The organism is Thermococcus sp. (assembly GCF_027052235.1).
In the GTDB taxonomy this organism is placed as follows: Archaea; Methanobacteriota_B; Thermococci; order Thermococcales; family Thermococcaceae; genus Thermococcus.
The window spans coordinates 12,314-28,116 of sequence record NZ_JALUFF010000037.1 but is presented as its reverse complement, the minus strand read 5'-3'; the positions used below and the strand labels follow the sequence as shown (position 1 = coordinate 28,116).

At 55.0% G+C, this 15,803-nt stretch carries 16 protein-coding genes; 8 read left to right on the top strand and 8 right to left on the bottom strand.

The window, feature by feature from the left end; translation table 11 throughout:
• Positions 1 to 13 precede the first annotated feature (13 nt).
• The 7 genes from MVC73_RS04265 to MVC73_RS04235 are packed head-to-tail and all read left to right on the top strand — an operon-like array spanning position 14 to position 7,179.
• A complete protein-coding gene (locus tag MVC73_RS04265; protein ID WP_297507333.1) occupies positions 14 to 313 on the top strand; it encodes a DUF424 domain-containing protein in 300 nt (99 codons plus the stop codon).
• A gap of 39 nt (positions 314 to 352) precedes the next feature.
• Entirely contained in the window at positions 353 to 1,528 is a 1,176-nt protein-coding gene (locus MVC73_RS04260; protein WP_297507329.1) for a 60S ribosomal export protein NMD3, read from the top strand.
• Positions 1,529 to 1,588: 60 nt separating this feature from the next.
• Positions 1,589 to 2,917: a CoA-disulfide reductase gene (cdr, locus tag MVC73_RS04255; RefSeq protein WP_297507326.1), complete on the top strand. Its 1,329-nt coding sequence runs from the start codon at positions 1,589 to 1,591 to the stop codon at positions 2,915 to 2,917.
• A gap of 42 nt (positions 2,918 to 2,959) precedes the next feature.
• Positions 2,960 to 4,396, top strand: coding sequence for a potassium channel family protein (locus MVC73_RS04250; RefSeq protein WP_297507322.1), 1,437 nt, complete (start codon positions 2,960 to 2,962; stop codon positions 4,394 to 4,396).
• A gap of 45 nt (positions 4,397 to 4,441) precedes the next feature.
• Positions 4,442 to 5,581 carry an ATP-NAD kinase family protein gene (locus tag MVC73_RS04245; RefSeq protein ID WP_297507319.1) on the top strand — a complete coding sequence of 380 codons (1,140 nt, stop codon included), beginning with the start codon at positions 4,442 to 4,444 and terminating at the stop codon, positions 5,579 to 5,581.
• A gap of 44 nt (positions 5,582 to 5,625) precedes the next feature.
• Complete coding sequence (locus MVC73_RS04240; RefSeq protein ID WP_297507362.1) at positions 5,626 to 6,522, top strand: hypothetical protein; 897 nt, start codon at positions 5,626 to 5,628, stop codon at positions 6,520 to 6,522.
• Positions 6,523 to 6,570: 48 nt separating this feature from the next.
• Positions 6,571 to 7,179, top strand: a complete 609-nt coding sequence (locus MVC73_RS04235) for a hypothetical protein (protein ID WP_297507316.1) — start codon at positions 6,571 to 6,573, stop codon at positions 7,177 to 7,179.
• On the opposite strand, the gene MVC73_RS04230 is transcribed toward MVC73_RS04235, so the two are convergent.
• A complete protein-coding gene (locus tag MVC73_RS04230; protein ID WP_297507313.1) occupies positions 7,176 to 8,375 on the bottom strand; it encodes a cysteine desulfurase in 1,200 nt (399 codons plus the stop codon). The genes MVC73_RS04235 and MVC73_RS04230 overlap by 4 nt on opposite strands.
• Positions 8,372 to 8,665, bottom strand: coding sequence for a hypothetical protein (locus MVC73_RS04225; protein WP_297507310.1), 294 nt, complete (start codon positions 8,663 to 8,665; stop codon positions 8,372 to 8,374). Before MVC73_RS04225 ends, MVC73_RS04230 begins: the two co-directional genes overlap by 4 nt.
• Positions 8,666 to 9,099: 434 nt before the next feature.
• Here MVC73_RS04225 and acs point away from each other — a divergent pair, with 434 nt between their 5' ends.
• Positions 9,100 to 11,040, top strand: coding sequence for an acetate--CoA ligase (gene acs / locus MVC73_RS04220; RefSeq protein WP_297507307.1), 1,941 nt, complete (start codon positions 9,100 to 9,102; stop codon positions 11,038 to 11,040).
• Between the two features lie 48 nt (positions 11,041 to 11,088).
• On the opposite strand, the gene hypE is transcribed toward acs, so the two are convergent.
• From hypE to hypF, 6 genes are read right to left on the bottom strand one after another with little or no spacing between them, the layout of a single operon-like run.
• Positions 11,089 to 12,105, bottom strand: a complete 1,017-nt coding sequence (gene hypE, locus MVC73_RS04215; RefSeq protein WP_297507304.1) for a hydrogenase expression/formation protein HypE — start codon at positions 12,103 to 12,105, stop codon at positions 11,089 to 11,091.
• Between the two features lie 2 nt (positions 12,106 to 12,107).
• Complete coding sequence (locus MVC73_RS04210; RefSeq protein WP_297507301.1) at positions 12,108 to 12,503, bottom strand: HEPN domain-containing protein; 396 nt, start codon at positions 12,501 to 12,503, stop codon at positions 12,108 to 12,110.
• Positions 12,500 to 12,823: a nucleotidyltransferase domain-containing protein gene (locus MVC73_RS04205; protein ID WP_297507298.1), complete on the bottom strand. Its 324-nt coding sequence runs from the start codon at positions 12,821 to 12,823 to the stop codon at positions 12,500 to 12,502. Before MVC73_RS04205 ends, MVC73_RS04210 begins: the two co-directional genes overlap by 4 nt.
• Positions 12,823 to 13,149 carry a type II toxin-antitoxin system VapC family toxin gene (locus MVC73_RS04200; protein ID WP_297507295.1) on the bottom strand — a complete coding sequence of 109 codons (327 nt, stop codon included), beginning with the start codon at positions 13,147 to 13,149 and terminating at the stop codon, positions 12,823 to 12,825. Before MVC73_RS04200 ends, MVC73_RS04205 begins: the two co-directional genes overlap by 1 nt.
• Positions 13,136 to 13,378 (bottom strand): hypothetical protein, encoded by a 243-nt coding sequence (locus MVC73_RS04195; RefSeq protein WP_297507292.1) that lies wholly within the window; start codon positions 13,376 to 13,378, stop codon positions 13,136 to 13,138. Before MVC73_RS04195 ends, MVC73_RS04200 begins: the two co-directional genes overlap by 14 nt.
• Before the next feature lie 41 nt (positions 13,379 to 13,419).
• Positions 13,420 to 15,738 (bottom strand): carbamoyltransferase HypF, encoded by a 2,319-nt coding sequence (gene hypF / locus MVC73_RS04190; RefSeq protein ID WP_297507289.1) that lies wholly within the window; start codon positions 15,736 to 15,738, stop codon positions 13,420 to 13,422.
• Positions 15,739 to 15,803 lie beyond the last annotated feature (65 nt).

Here is a 15,803-nt window from a genome sequence, read left to right as displayed (position 1 = left end):
TCCCGGTGGTCAAATGATATACGTGAAGGTTTATCGCGTTCAGGGTGAAGTTCTTTTAGCGGCATGCGATGAGGAGCTTCTCGGTAAGACCTTCAGAGAGGGGGAGCTTAAGCTGGAGGTCAAAGAGAGGTTCTACAGGGGCGAGCTCGTTGAGGAGGACAGGCTCAAAGAACTGCTGGAAGAGGCAACAATAGCAAACCTGACTGGGGAGCGGTGTGTAACCAGGGCCATAGAGCTGGGCTACATCGATCCTGGGAGGGTTCTTCGCATCCAGGGTGTTCCCCACGCACAGATGGCCAAGCTGTTCCTCTAACTTTTTAAAGGCTCCGCCTTCCCCAAATCTGGTGAGACCATGGGAGGTCGCTTTTGCTACCGTTGCGGGATAAGCGAGGAGGAAGGCGGTCCGCTCATCGAGGGGCTCTGTCAGGTTTGCTACCGGAAGGAAAACCCCGTGCTCCTCATTCCGGATGAAATCAACACGGAGGTCTGTCAGAACTGCGGGAGCTACAAGAAGAGAGGGACATGGGTCGATCCAAAGAGCTACGACCTTGAGGAGCTTATATTCGAGGTCGCCGAGAACGCTCTCCTTGAAGTCCTTGAGGACTCACTGAGCGAGAAGGTTAAGGAGTTCGAGGTCGTTTCAATGGAGGAACTTGAGGGAGTGGAGAGCCTCCCCCTCGGAAAGGCGCTTGTTGCCTTCACTCCCGTAAGCTGGCACATAGAGTACTTCCCTGCGGTAGTTACCTACGAGGTTCGCGTTAAGGCGAGAACCCACGAGCTCCAGCGCGAGCTTCACGACGAGAGGAAGTACGTCACCGTCTACGTTAGGCAGACGGTCTGCCCCCGCTGTCAGAAGTTCCTTGGTGGTTACTTCGAGGCTATCTTGCAAGTCCGCGCCGAGGGAAGACCCCTGAGTGATGAGGAGAGGAAGGCCATAGGAAAATTAGTTGAAGAGAAGGTCGATGAAATAATGCGCAGGGACAGGATGGGCTTCATACAGGATACCATCGAGAAGGAGGAGGGGCTTGACTTCTACATGGGTTCAACATCGAGCGCGAGGAAGCTTGCACAGGCGATAAAGGAGCGCTTCGGGGGTACGATAAGCGAGGCTTACGAGCTCGTTGGCATGGACAGGCAGACGAGCAGGGAAGTCTACCGGACAAGCGTCAGCGTGAGGATTCCAAAGTTCAGGAAAGGGGACATAGTTGCCGACAGAGAGGGTAACGTTTACGAGGTAACCGATGTGGGTGGAAGGGGAATCTCCCTGAGGAACCTCTCGACGGGTAGGGAAGAGCACAGGGACTGGAAGACCGCGAAGAGGGAGGGAGTTGATACTGTGGAGCACGAGGAGAGTGAAGCTATGGTGACGAGCATCGGAAGAGATGAAGTCCAGATGATGGACATGGAGAGCTACCAGACCTACGAGGTCGAGAAGCCCCCGATGGCAATCAGGGAGGGGGACGTTTACAGGATGGTCGAGGTGAAGGGGAGGAAGTACTTCCTCTCGAAGAAGGAAAGCTCCGATTAACCGTTTCTGCCCATCAACCTTTTTAACCAAAGGTTTAGAACCCCTTCTGGTGGTGCAGTCATGGAGAAGAAGACGGTCGTTGTCATAGGCGGCGGTGCCGCTGGAATGAGCGCTGCCTCAAGGGTTAAGAGGCTCAGGCCAGAGTGGGACGTCAAGGTCTTTGAAGCAACTGAATGGGTAAGTCATGCCCCCTGTGGGATTCCGTACGTGGTCGAGGGCATCTCGCCAACGGAAAAGCTCATGCACTACCCTCCGGAGGTCTTTATAAAGAAGCGCGGTATAGACCTTCACCTCAAGGCTGAAGTTGTCGATGTCGAGCAGGGAAGCGTCAGGGTTCGCGAGGAGGGTGGAGAGAGAACCTACGAGTGGGACTACCTCGTCTTTGCCAACGGAGCTTCCCCGAGGATTCCGGCCGTTGAGGGGGTTGACCTTCCCGGGGTTTTCACGGCTGATTTGCCCCCGGATGCCGTCGCTATAAGGCGGTACATGGAGGAGAACACCGTTGAGGACGTCGTGATAATAGGCGGCGGCTACATCGGTGTTGAGATGGCTGAGGCCTTCTCCGCCCAGGGGAAGAACGTCACCCTCATCGAGAGAAACGAGAGGGTCATGAAGAAGGCCTTTGACAAGGAGATCACCGACATCCTTGAGGAGGAGATGAGGAAGAGGATAAACCTCAGGACGCAGGAGATAATCCTGCGCATCGAAGGTAAGGAAAGAGTCGAAAAGGTCATCACCGATGCCGGTGAGTACAAGGCGGATATAGTCATCCTCGCCACTGGCATAAGGCCGAACGTCGAGCTTGCCAAGGAGCTGGGCGTCAGGCTAGGCGAGACAGGGGCGATATGGACGAACGAGAGGATGCAGACGAGCGTTGAGAACGTTTATGCAGCAGGCGACGTCGCTGAGACGAGGCACATAATAACCGGGAGGCGCGTGTGGATTCCCCTCGCTCCCGCGGGCAACAAGATGGGCTACGTGGCCGGGAGCAACATAGCCGGGAAGGAAATTCACTTCCCCGGAGTCCTCGGGACGAGCATTACGAAGTTCTTCGACGTTGAGATAGGAAAGACCGGCCTGACAGAGGCTGAGGCAATAAAGGAGGGCTACGACGTCAGGACGGCCTTCATAAAGGCAACCACCCGCCCCCACTACTACCCGGGAGCGAGGCCCATATGGCTTAAGGGTGTCGTTGACAACGAGACCAACAGGCTCCTCGGCGTTCAGGCGGTAGGTGCGGACGTGCTGGCGAGGATTGACACCGCCGCTGCTATGCTAACGGCCGGGTTCACAACTAGGGATGCCTTCTTCACAGATCTTGCCTACGCCCCGCCCTTCGCTCCGGTTTGGGATCCCCTCATAGTACTCGCGAGGGTTCTGAAGTTCTGAGGCTCCGGAAAACCTTTATACTATTTTTCCCAACTCCGCGCGATGTGCGAGTACACCTATGAGAATGGCAGAAAGTGCAGGCTGAAACCCCTTGAGGGGTCAAAATACTGCCCTCTCCACGTTCCCTACGAGGAGGGGGAGGCCCTTCTCGGCGAGAGAATAAAAGATGTAAAGGCGAGCACCTTCCAGAGGAGGCTTAGAGCGGGGCAGAGCTACTTCGAGGGCGTCTACCTCTACGATGTCTCCATAAAGGACTACAGGAGTGAAAAGGTTCTCGTCTTCAAGAACTCCACAATCAAAAGCCTCGTCATTGAGGACTCCGAGTTTAAGGGCCTGATACTCCTCAACACGACGGTCGAAAGGGTAATCCTCTTCCAGGTTAAGCTCGACTTCATATTCGTGAAGGACTCAACGATTTACGGGCTAAACATTCTCAGGGTGGATTTTGCAAGTCACGTTTCAGTTAGGGACTCAAGTGTCAAATACCTGATGGTGAACTCAACCCAGTACACCGGAAAGGAGGAGGAAGAGGCCTATGGCGAGAAGAGCGCAAGGGGCACGGTGGAGATTTCCGGCCTTAGGGACGTCCGCAGGATAGGTATTAACACCCGCTATCCCCTACTGAGGAGAATCCTTGAGGAACACGATGTCAAGGTCTCCGAGGCTGGAAGGAGAATGGTAAAGGCCAAATCCCTCGTAATCGGGAACGTTTCTTTCGACACCACTCCACGATTCAAAAGACAGGTTCGCCTGACGGTGGCGGGCTTTCACGGCAACCTCGTCCTCGAAAACCTTGAGGTCTTCGGCCACGTTGAAATAAGCTGGAGTCACCTGATTGCCCCAGAGTTCGTTCACGTTCTCATCCACAGCAACTTCATCCTCAGGAAGTCCCGGATTAAGGCCGATGCAACGTGGGGTCTGACCGTCTTGCCAAGTCTTCCGGTAGAGCTGACGGTTCAGGGCTTCATGATAATCGAGGAGTGCCAGTTCAGCAACCCGCACGCAGAGGAGATCTTCTACCGCCTCGCCAGAACAAGCTGGGAGAAGAGTGGGGACTTTGAGAAAGCCGACGAATACTACTACCTTGAGATGCTCGCCCGGAGGAAAATAAAGCTCCTTTCAAGGAGAAAAGGACTGAGAAAAATTCTGGACAGGGGCGAGGCCCTCTTCGAGTGGCTCTTCGCCGACCTGACCTGCCGCTACGGAACCGACTGGAAGAGGCCGATACTGATATGGCTAGTTGCCGTCAACGTCTTTTTTCCCATCCTCTTCTACATGACCGGGAGCGTCGAGGGACTCTCCTCCAAGCTCGGCTTCCTCGACTACGAGTACTTCAGCATCGTAACGGCTACAACCCTCGGCTACGGTGACTACCACCCGATAGGTGTTGGAAGGGCTATAGCGTCCCTTGAGGCCCTCTTCGGAATGTTCATGTGGGCGGTCTTTCTTACCGTCTTCGCGAGGAAGTACATGAGGTAGCGCAAAGTTTAAGCTCTGTCCCCTTTCAGTAAGATGGGGATAGAAATGGGAAAACTCAGGCTGGGCCTCATAGTCAACCCAATAGCCGGGATGGGGGGCAGGGTGGCCCTTAAGGGTACAGACGGGGTCGTTGAGGAGGCAATAAGGCGGGGTGCCCGTCCCATCGCCCAGGACCTTGCGCGCCTCTTTCTCCACGAGCTGGCCCACTACGAGGAGTCGAAGGACATCGAGTTCCTAACCGGGCCCGGGCCACTGGGGGAGGACGTCTTGAAGGACTTTAACTTTCCCTTCGAGGTTATCAGACACAGGGACATCGGTTATCTCGAAATCCTCGGCGTCAGGATTCCTGACACGAGCGGTGAGGACACAAAGATGCTTGCCAGAGAGATGGCCGAGAGAGCTGACCTGATAGTCTTTGCAGGAGGAGATGGAACCGCTAGGGACGTCTTCAGCGCCGTTGGAAGGAAGGTCCCCATTCTGGGGGTTCCCACAGGGGTCAAGATGTTTTCCGGGGTTTTCGCATCGTCTCCGGAGGACGCCGCGAGGCTGGTCGTTGAGTTCCTTAGGGGGAACGCGGAGCTGGTTGAGAGGGACGTCATGGACCTCGATGAGGATGCCTTCAGGCGGGATGAGGTTAGGCCGAGGCACTACGGGAAGGCGTTAACTCCCTACGCCGAGCTCCTCCTTCAGGGGGCGAAGGAGCCCTCGAAAACGGACGAGGCAGAGGACGTTGAAGCCATAATAGAGGCCCTAGCTGATGAGCTTGAGGACGGGATATACTTTCTGGGAGCTGGCTCAACGGTCAAGAGACTGAAGGATAGGCTGGATATCGACGGGACTCTGCTCGGTGTTGACGTGGTCGAGATAAAAGACGGGAAGGCCAGACTCCTGGTGAAGGATGCAACCGAAAAAGACCTCCTTAGGTTCGTTGAGAGGAACCCGAGGATTGTCGTTACGGTCATAGGTGGCCTCAACTTCCTCTTCGGCAGGGGGAACCAGCAGTTCTCGGCGGAGGTTTTGAGGAGGGTTCCAAAGGAGAACATAATAGTGATCGCCACGCCCTCGAAGGTTAAAGACGGCTTCGTCAGGGTTTACACCGGCGACAGGGAGGTGGACGAGAAGCTGAGGGGCTACATCAGGGTAAGAGTGGGCCCCTGGCGGGAGAGGATTGTCAAGGTGATTTAGAAAGCCGTTTATAGTTTCCCGTCTATTTCTCTCCGGTGAAAGCCATGAGACCGAGCCCGATTGCCGTCAGGATAATGGAACACGAGGGTGGGGACGTCTTCTATGACCCGGTCTTTCAGGGCAGGACCCTGAAGGTCTTCGGGATGGACGACTACCCGAGGCGCTTCCTTGAGTACATCGCCGGGGAATACGAGAGGATAGGCTACGACAGGATAGTTTTTGACACGACCGGTCAGTTCGAGGGGAACTTTGACACGGTAATCGAGATTAAAGACGGCCAACCGACGGGGATAGACCCGATAAAGTTTGCCCTTAAGGGGCTCATCGACCCATACTCCGCTGTGACGATAGTGGAGACCCTCTACGGCCTCGACAGGGCCCTGACCGATAGGCTCTATGCGGACGTCCTCTTGGGCAAGGTGAAGAGCGTGCCCGACGCTGTAAAGGCCAACCAGAAGTACTCTGAGGTGATCCTTGAGAGCTACACGGCCCTCGACGAGGCCTTTTACTCCGGAGACGTTCCAAAGCTTGAGGGAAGTGTCCTCGTGAACCTCGGCGAGACCCACAGCATAACCCTCGTCGGAATAGCTTTTCTGGCCCTCTCGGCGGTCTTTGAAAAGAGAAGGAAGGCCATGGTCGGACTCCTCGACGGGGCAGTTCTCGGCTACACCTCAGCCGGCAGTGCCGGGATTCCCCTTCTCACGAGACCGCTCAGGAAGAGGGTCACGGTGATCGCGAGTGAGTACGCCCTAGATGCTCTCCTGAACCTCGCTGGTCCAACGCTTCTCCTGTACCACGAGCCCGACGTTCAGGCCATGATATATGAGAGCAACGGTGTTCCGCCGGGTTCTATGAGAAAGCTCGTGACGAAGGGGCAGGGGGCCCTCATAGTTCGCACTCCGGAGACAATAGACGTCTTCCACGGCAGGGTTCTCCCCTGAGCCGGAACTTTTTAATATTCCCTGAACTACCCCTTTCGGTGGGAGGGAATGGTCTACCTTGAGCACGCGACGACTCCGGTCATTTTCGGTGCTCTGCTCGTCGTATACTACTTCTCAATCCCCTCAGCTTTCCTGCTCTGGTACGGGAGCTCTCACAAGTACCTCAGAAAACGCAACTTCCAGCTGAAGAAGCTCGTCACCTACCTGCTGGTGGCCTTTTTCCTGACGAGTCTCTCTGCCTACAAGATTACCTCGATATACTTCTACGTCCACTCTCCTGCGGAGGGAGAGCTCTGCCTTAGCTCCTCCTGCGTCCTTTCATCCCACCTGCTCCAGAAGTACGGGGTGAAACCTGAGACCCTTGAATCCGTCGGCCTGCCGTCGTACGGCCCGATGATGGTGTACAGGATATATGACCTCGGAACGAACGCCACGCTGGGCCTCCCGGTCAGGATGAACTACGTCGTGATAATAAGGCCCCTCCTGCTTCTCCCCTCGGCGGAGGTCAGCGTTTACTACATCTCCGGCGAGAGAGCCGTCCGTAGAAAGACCTTCTACGTGACGTGGCCATACTCTCCAGGGGATGTTATAACAAAGGCCCTCGACGTCAGGTTTACCGTTCTCATAGTTGGAGGCGGTGGGGGGCCGGGGGCCTAGCCCCTCAAGCTTTTTACAAGCTTCTCAAGAACATCCAGAAACACGTCAACCTCCCCAACGCTGTTGTAGACGTGGAAGGAGGCCCTCACGGTGCCGTTTATCCCGAGCTTTTTCATCACTGGCAGGGCGCAGTGGTGGCCAGAGCGAACCATTATGTTGTGCTCGTCGAGTATCGCCGCAACGTCGTGCGGATGAAGGGGCGGAACGTTGAAGCTGACCACACCGGCGTGTTTCTTAAGATCCCTCGGCCCGTACCAGGGGATTTCCAGTTCGTCAAGCCCCTCAACGGTTCTCCTCACGAGCTTTCTCTCCTGCCTCTCAATCCTCTCAAGGCCTATCCTCTCGATGTATCTGATGCCCGCCGCCAAACCTATTGCCCCGCCGATGTTCGGCGTTCCCGCCTCGAAGCGCTCCGGGGGCTCGGCAAGCCTGTAGTCGTTAAGGTCAACGTCCTCGATCGTTCCCCCACCGATTAAGGGTGGTTCAAAAACCTCGAAGAACTCCTCGTTGATGTAGAGAACGCCTATCCCCGTCGGTCCCATCGGCCCCTTGTGGCCTGAAAACGCTAAAAAGTCCGCGTTCAGTTTCCTCACGTCAACCTCCATGTGGCCGGCGCTTTGAGCCGCGTCAACAACGAATATCGCCCCTTCCTCCTTCGCGAGCTTTCCAAGCTCCTCCACCTCATGGATAACGCCGAGGGCGTTGGAGACGTGCTGAACTGCCGCCAATTTCGCGCCCCTTATCTTCCTCTCGGCATCGCTTAAATCGAGGTTGCCCTCGTTATCCCCTTCAATGAACTCCAGCCTCAGGCCCTTCCTCTTCGCCAGTCTCTGCCAGGGGAGCAAATCCGAGTGGTGCTCGTAAGGAGTGGTGACTATCTTGTCCCCGGGCTTGAAGATGCCCTCCAGCCCGAGAGCGACGAGATTTAGGCTCTCGCTCGTGTTCTTGGTGAAGACTACCTCCTCGAACCTCGCGTTGATGAAATCTGCAACGACCTTCCTGCTCTCCTCGTATTTGTGCGTCGCCATCTGGGAGAGCCTGTGAACCCCGCGGTGGACGTTGGCGCGGTACTTCAGGTAGTACTCGTCCATCGCTTTAATTACGGGCTTCGGAGTTAGCGAAGTGGCCGTGTTGTCGAAGTAGATGACCTCGCTGGTCAGCGGGATGTCCTTCCTAACGTCCTCCGGAATCCTCATGATACCACCTCCAGAACCCCGGCGCAGTCGTAAACGGCCCTTGCAATTTCCTCGCCCAGCTTTGCGTCCTCCAAAAGCTTAACGATTATCTTTCCGCTCGGGTAAACGCTCACCTCATAGCCCTCCATCTCAACGATGAGCATCATGCCCGGGATGAGCTTTTTGACAATGTAGCCCCTCCCCTTAAGACACTGGGCCGTTTTCGTCAGGTCTATCTTTATAGGCCTCTCCCAGGAGTACGCGCCTATGACGATGCCCTTCATCGTGACACAGGGCTTTGAGATTATCATCAAATCACCGCTGACCTTTGGACTGGGAATCTTATAGGGCTTTCCTGAACCGAAGGTTTGAAATCGGAGGTAACTGCTTACGCTTCATACTCGACAGTCTGAAGTGAAGGCATTGGCAAGGCTCAGATTTGGGGAGCTCTTGGAGACAATCACTGGATGAGTACATTTGAAAAAACTTGACGTTCTGACACACTCCTCAACTTTTTTAACAAAACTCTGGCAAACTCTTTCGGGACTTTTTCTTTCCCTTAACTTTTCCCCGCGATTAAATGTAACTCTACCCCTGATTTCGGCAAACGGCTATTTATATTTCGTCTTTTGGCTAATTAAGCTGACCTAACTTATTTTCGTCATCAGCCGGTTGTCACCTTGACAATCAACGAAAAAATTTTAAGGAAATTCCCCATCATTTTTCGAAAAATCGGGTGGTTGCCATGCAGGTAGGCGAAGGGTTTTTGAAGGAACGCTATATTCCACTGCAGGCCTTTCGGGAAGAGCACAGGAAGTCCATCGAGAACCTTGAGGAGTTCTGGGCCGAGCAGGCGAAGGTGATAGACTGGTTCAAGACCTGGGATAGGGTGCTCGATGATTCCAACGCACCGTTCTTCCGCTGGTTCGTTGGAGGCGAGCTAAACGCGAGCTACAACGCCCTCGACAGGCACATAAAAGCGGGAAAAAGGAACAGGGCCGCGATAATCTGGGAGGGTGAGAAGGGCGAAACGAGAACTCTAACCTACTACGAGCTCTACCGCGAGGTCAACCGCTTCGCCTCAGTCCTGAAGAACCTCGGCGTCGGAAAGGGCGATAGAATAGTAATCTACATGCCCCTCGTTCCCGAGGTCGTCATAGCCATGCTCGCCAGCGCGAGGATCGGGGCAATTCACAGCGTCGTCTTCTCCGGCTTCTCCGCGGAGGCTTTAGCCACGAGGATAAACGACGCAAAGGCCAAGGTGGTAATCACCGCCGACTACCTCTACAGGCGTGGCAGAGCTCTGAACCTCAAGGAAATCGTTGACAAAGCCCTCGTCGAGACTCCGAGCGTCGAGAGCGTCGTGGTTCTCAAGAGGGGTTCCGATGAGATTAACATGGTCGAGGGAAGGGACTATTACTGGCACAACCTCCTTGAGGGCGCTGAGAAATACGTCGAGCCCGTCCCGGTCGAGAGCAACCACCCGCTGTTCATCCTCTACACGAGCGGCACAACGGGAACGCCGAAGGGTATAGTCCACTCCACTGGCGGATACCTTGTTTACGTTGCCAAAACCATGCAGTGGGCCTGGGGGATAAGGGAGGACGACCTCTTCTGGAACACCGCCGATGTCGGCTGGATAACCGGACACAGCTACCTCGTCTACGGGCCTCTAACCCTCGGCCTGACTGTGATGATGTACGAGGGAGCGCTCAACTATCCAAGGCCAGACAGGCCCTGGGAGATAATCGAGAAGCACGGCGTTACGATATTCTACACCGCGCCGACGGCGATAAGAATGCTCATGCGCTATGGAGATGAGTGGGTGAAGAAGCACGACCTCTCAAGTCTCCGTCTCCTCGGTTCCGTCGGCGAGCCGATCAACCCCGGCGCTTGGAAGTGGTACTACGAAGTCGTCGGAGGAAAGCGCTGTCCCATCATCGACACATGGTGGCAGACCGAAACCGGCGGCTACATGATTTACCCCTCGGCCGGGATACAGCTACCTCCTCTCAAGCCCGGCTCCGCAACATTCCCCGGGCTGGGGGTTGATGCAGACGTCTTTGACTCGGAGGGCAAGCCTGCAAAGCCGAACGAGAGAGGTTTTCTGGTAATCAAGAAGCCCTGGCCCGGAATGCTCCTTGGAATCTGGGGCAACGACGAGCGCTACATACGAACCTACTGGCAACGCTTCAGCAAACCTGATGAAGGGGTCTGGATTTACTACCCGGCTGACTACGCTATGAAGGACGAGGAGGGCTACTTCTGGATATTCGGGAGGGCGGACGAGGTTCTCAACGTCTCCGGCCACAGGATTGGAACGGCAGAGATAGAGCACGCTTTAGTCCTTCACCCTGCGGTAGCGGAAGCGGCAGTAATAGGCAGGCCCGACGAGATAAAGGGTGAAGTGCCGGTTGCCTTCGTAATCCTCAAGGCCGATTACGCCCCGACCGAGAGGCTGAAGAAGGAGCTGATAGACTACGTCAGGGAAACCCTCGGGCCGATAGCGGCTCCAGCCGAGGTCTTCTTCGTCAACAAACTGCCGAAGACGAGGAGCGGGAAGATAATGCGCAGGGTTTTGAAAGCCCTCGCAAGCGGAAAGAGCCTTGGCGACCTCTCAACGCTTGAGGACGAGGCGAGCGTTGAGGAGGTGAAAAAAGCTTTGGAAGGCTTCGAGATGCGCTGAATGGCTTTTCTTTATCTCTTCCCAATTCGCCAAAAGAATAAGGAAAAGTCAGCATATCCTCGGAACGGGGTCGCCTTCAGGAGGCTCCATAAACCTTTTTCCACCGATTCCCGTCTCAAGGATGACCTTCCCGCGGTACTCTGGGATTACCTCACCGATTATCGCGGCGTTCCCTCCCTTCTCGGTTTTCCTCATCGCTTCAAGGGCATCTTCCGCGTACTCCCTCGCGACGACCATCACAACCTTGCCCTCGTTGGCAACGTCGTAGGGACTTATTCCCAGCATCTCGCTCGCGGCCCTAACTTCGGGCCTTATCGGAATGTCTGATTCCCTCACGAGGATTCCCATATTGCTCTTACGAGCGATCTCGTTGAGCGCGTTGCTCAAACCGGCCCTAGTTGGGTCTTTCATCGCGTGGATGTTCTCCCAGCCTATGGCATCCCCCACCGCTTTAACGACGTCCCATATTGGAGCGACGTCGCTCTTCAGCTCGGTCTCAAAGGCTATTCCCTCGCGGTGGCTCATCAGCGCTATACCGTGGTCTCCTATCGTCCCGCTGACCAAAACAGCGTCACCGACTTTGGCCCCGGCATCGCTTACCGGCCTCTCAGCAATGCCTATTCCAGCGGTGATTACGAACATCTCTATGCTGTCTTCAACGACCTTCGTGTCGCCCGTGACTATCGGGACGGGCACTTCCTTAGAGGTCTCGTCCATCGAGCGGAGAACCCTCTCAAGGACTTCCATGTCGAGGCCTTCCCCTATTATCATCGAGTTTGCCAGGGCTAAAGGCTCCGCCCCCATGACGGCCAAATCGTTCACCGTCCCGCTGACTGCCAGCCTGCCGATGTCCCCGCCCGGGAAGAAGAGGGGCCTTACCGTGTGGCCGTCTATTGTAAAGACTATGTGCTTATCGCCGAAGGGTATCGTTGCCCCGTCGTCTAAAGCGTCCAGTCCAATTCCACCGGCGCTCTTGAGGGTCAGCGTTTTGAGTATCACGTCCCTCAAAAGCTCCTCCATTATTTCTCCACCGGCTCCGTGTTCGAGCTTTATCTTTTCCCCCATCTTCAACCCTCCAAAAGGTCCTTTTCGCGAAGGTAATTGATTGTGAATTCCAAAAACTCACGGGCATGTTTTATCTCTGTCTGAGCCTCCTCTTCCGTCACCTGAATTTCAAAGGAGTAATCCGCAACCTGCCTTGTCTTAAACGCGAGGTTCACGTAGGTTAGGTATTTTCTGGGGACTTCCCCACCCTTAACGAACTCCCTCCCAAAGAGGGCAATCGCAGAGGAGTGCTTTGACACTTCTATTCCTTTCGTTCTCAGGAAAGCCTCAACGCAGTAGAACATGGTGTAATACGCCCTTGATGCAGCGAACTCCGGCATGCCTTTTCTCAGAAGCTCCTCTGCCGCTTTCAGACTTCTCTCGGCTTTCTGGATTATCTTTCTGTATTCATCGCTCATACTTTTATGCCCTCCTCCATCGCGGTGAGGAAGAACGGGTCTTTTGGCTCTTCTCGCTTGGGATACACTACGAGCGAAACCACGACTCCATACCTGAGAACGATATCTGTCATCAGTTCTCCCAGCTCCCAGTCCTCCTCTGGAGTGGGTTTCCTGCGCGTAATGACGAGCACGTCAACGTCGCTCCCTTCTCTGGCCTCGCCCCTCGCGTAAGAGCCGAAGAGGATGACCTCAACTAAGTCGTCGCCGAGTATCTCCTTCAGCTTTCCCTTGACCTCCCGCAGGATTTCTAGGAGTTCGTACCTGGGGATGACGGGCATCAGATAACCTCCACTTCCAGTTCTGAAATTTCAGCAATATCCTTGAAGTCAGAATCTCTCGTGATGAGTTTCTCACCGTTTGCTATGCATATGGCCGCTATCATAACGTCTGCAAATGGTTTGGGCTTCCCGATTTTTCTCAACCGTTTCTGGAGTTCAATCGCTATCCCAATGCTTTTTCGAGTTATCAGAAGCACGTCTCCCTGAAACTTTCTGCACTCAACCACAGGCGGGTACTCAACGGCTGTGACTTCTGTAATGTTCTCCCTAATTATCTCCCTCTCCTTTACTCGGGTCATGACTATGTTTGTGTCAATGACTACCATCTGCCCTCGCCTTTTCCCTTTTTCTCATTTCTTCTAGCAGTTTCTCTTCGTTTTCAAGGAAAACGCTCTCAGTGGAGCCGTATGTTTCAACGAACTTGAGGTACGTCTCCCTATCGACCCTACCAGATGAGAAAGCCCTCTCTATCTCCTCCTCAATTAGCTTTTCAATCCTCTTAACGAAATCATCACCCACCCAATCGGGCACTCTAATCGTGATTACCTTCCCCATCTCTTTCACCGTAGAGTTTTGCTCCATTCCAAACTTAAACCTTACAGCATCAAATCCTCCCTGCTCAGGTAGCCCTCAAGGTAGAGGCCACCAAGGAAGGCCTGGCCGACGTTTATTCCGTTGTCCCCGCGCGGAATCTCCGTCGTCGCGTGGAACCTCAGTCCGGAGGCTTCAACGACTTTTCTAATCGTCTTCACGATGAGCTCGTTGTAGGCGACGCCTCCACTTATCGCGACGTCTTTAACGCCGAACTCCTTCGCTTTTTCTACGGCAGCGTCCGCGAAGGCCCTCGCGAGAGCCAGGTGAGCTGAATACGCTATGTCCGCTGGAGGTGCCTTCTCAACGGCATCAAGGGCCTGAAGGAACAGCTCCTCAACTTTTATCAGCTCCCCTTCTACCGGGATTTCAAACTTTAGGTCGTTCTTTCCCTTCATCGCAAAGCTCTCCAGCTTCATCGCCGGTTCACCCTCGTAGTGCCTCCTGTAGGCGACGTTGAGCAGGACGGCTAATGCATCGAGAACCCTTCCAGTCGAGGATGCGTAGGCCGTGTTTACCCCCTTGGCGAGCTGGTTGAGGATAACGCTGAACTCAACCTTTCCGTACTTGAGGCTCTCAACCGCTTTGGGACAGCAGCGGCTTATGACTCCTTCAAGCTCCTCGATGGAGTAGACCTCGCTCAGAATCCCCATCAAGGCCCTCAGCGGGTAGTAGCTCGCCAAATCACCGCCGGGGAGCGGGTAGTAGTCTATGTGGGCTAATCTTTCGACGTCCTCGTAGCTCAGGTAGAGAACCTCACCGCCCCAGACGTTTCCATCTGCCCCGTAGCCGACTCCGTCGAGGGCTATCCCAACGGCAGATTCGAGGTTTTTCTCAGCCAAAACGCTCGCTATGTGGGCGTAGTGGTGCTGAACCTGGAGGAGCTCAACGTCCAGCTCGTTTGCCAGCTCCATCGCTAATTTCGTCGTGTTATAAGCTGGATGGAGGTCGGCTATGATTAAATCGAAGTCCTTAACGCGGAGTATCCGCTTGAAGTGCGCTATTGCCTCCCGCATGAACTCAAGGACTTCAAGCTTCCCCGTGTTGCCTATGTACTGGCTCGGGTAAACCTTCCCGTTCTTTGCAACCCCAAAGGCGTTCATAAGCTCAGCTCCAACGGCCAAGCCGCGGTAATCGAAGGGAATCTCTACCGGCAACGGCACGAAACCCCTGCTCCTCCTTATTACCGCCCTCCTCCCGTCAACGAAGCGAACAACGCTGTCGTCCGCCCTGTTGAGTATCTTCCTGTTGTGCAGGAGGAGGTAGTCTGCCATCTCCCTGAGTTCTTCAAACGCTTTCTCGTTGTCCTTGACCATCGGCATTCCCGGATAGTTGGCCGAGGTCATCACGTAGACCTTGGTTTTGCTCCAGTGGAAGAGTATGTAGTGGGTTCCCGCGTAGGGGAGCATGACTCCGATGGTGTGCAGGCCCGGCGCGAGGTTCTCGGGCAGGGGGAAGGGTTCCCTCTTGCGGAGCGTTATTATCGGCCTCCGGTAGGAGGTCAGCTCCTCTTCCTCCTCTTTACTCACGTAGGCGAAGCTTTTAACCGTCTCAAGGGAGTCGGCCATTATCGCGAAGGGCTTCTGCGGCCTGAAGGTTCTCTTCCTCAGCTCGGCAACGGCCTCTTCGTTGGTCGCGTCGCACGCTAAATGTATCCCTCCGATTCCCTTTATCGCCACTATGTAGCCCTTATCTATCAGCTCGGCCGCCTTCCTCAGCGGGTCGCCGGTTAGCTCCCTTCCATCGTTCGTGTACAAGCGGTAGCTCGGCCCGCAGACTGGACAGGCTATCGGTTCAGCATGATAGCGCCTGTTGAGGGGGTCTTCATACTCGCTCCGGCAGAAGTCGCACATCGGGAACTCTCTCATGGTCGTGTTCTCGCGGTCGTAGGGCAGATCCTCGATTATCGTGAACCTCGGACCGCAGTTGGTGCAGACTATGAAGGGGTACATGTACCGCTTGTTGGTCGGGTCGAAGAGCTCCCTCAGGCAGTCGTCACAGATGGCTATGTCGGGCGGGATTATCGAGTCGCCGCCCTTTCCACCCTTCGAGCTCTTCTCGATGTAGAACTCGGGAAAGCCCTGGGGCGGGATTTCCTTCTTATCAACCTTATCAATCCTCGCGAGCGGCGGCTTCTTTTGGTGCAGATCCCTGAGAAAGGCCTCGATGTCCTCCTCCCGGCCTTCAACCACTATCTCCACGCCAGCATCGCCGAGGTTCTTGACGTAGCCCTTGAGGTTGTGCTCGTGCGCTATTCTGTAAACGAAGGGCCTAAACCCGACGGCCTGAACGATTCCCTGAACGTGAAGGTGATACGCCTTCATCCTCTCACCTGTCCCTTCTTTGCAATCGGAGGCTTTATAGGTTTCCAAAACCAAAAGTTGAAAAC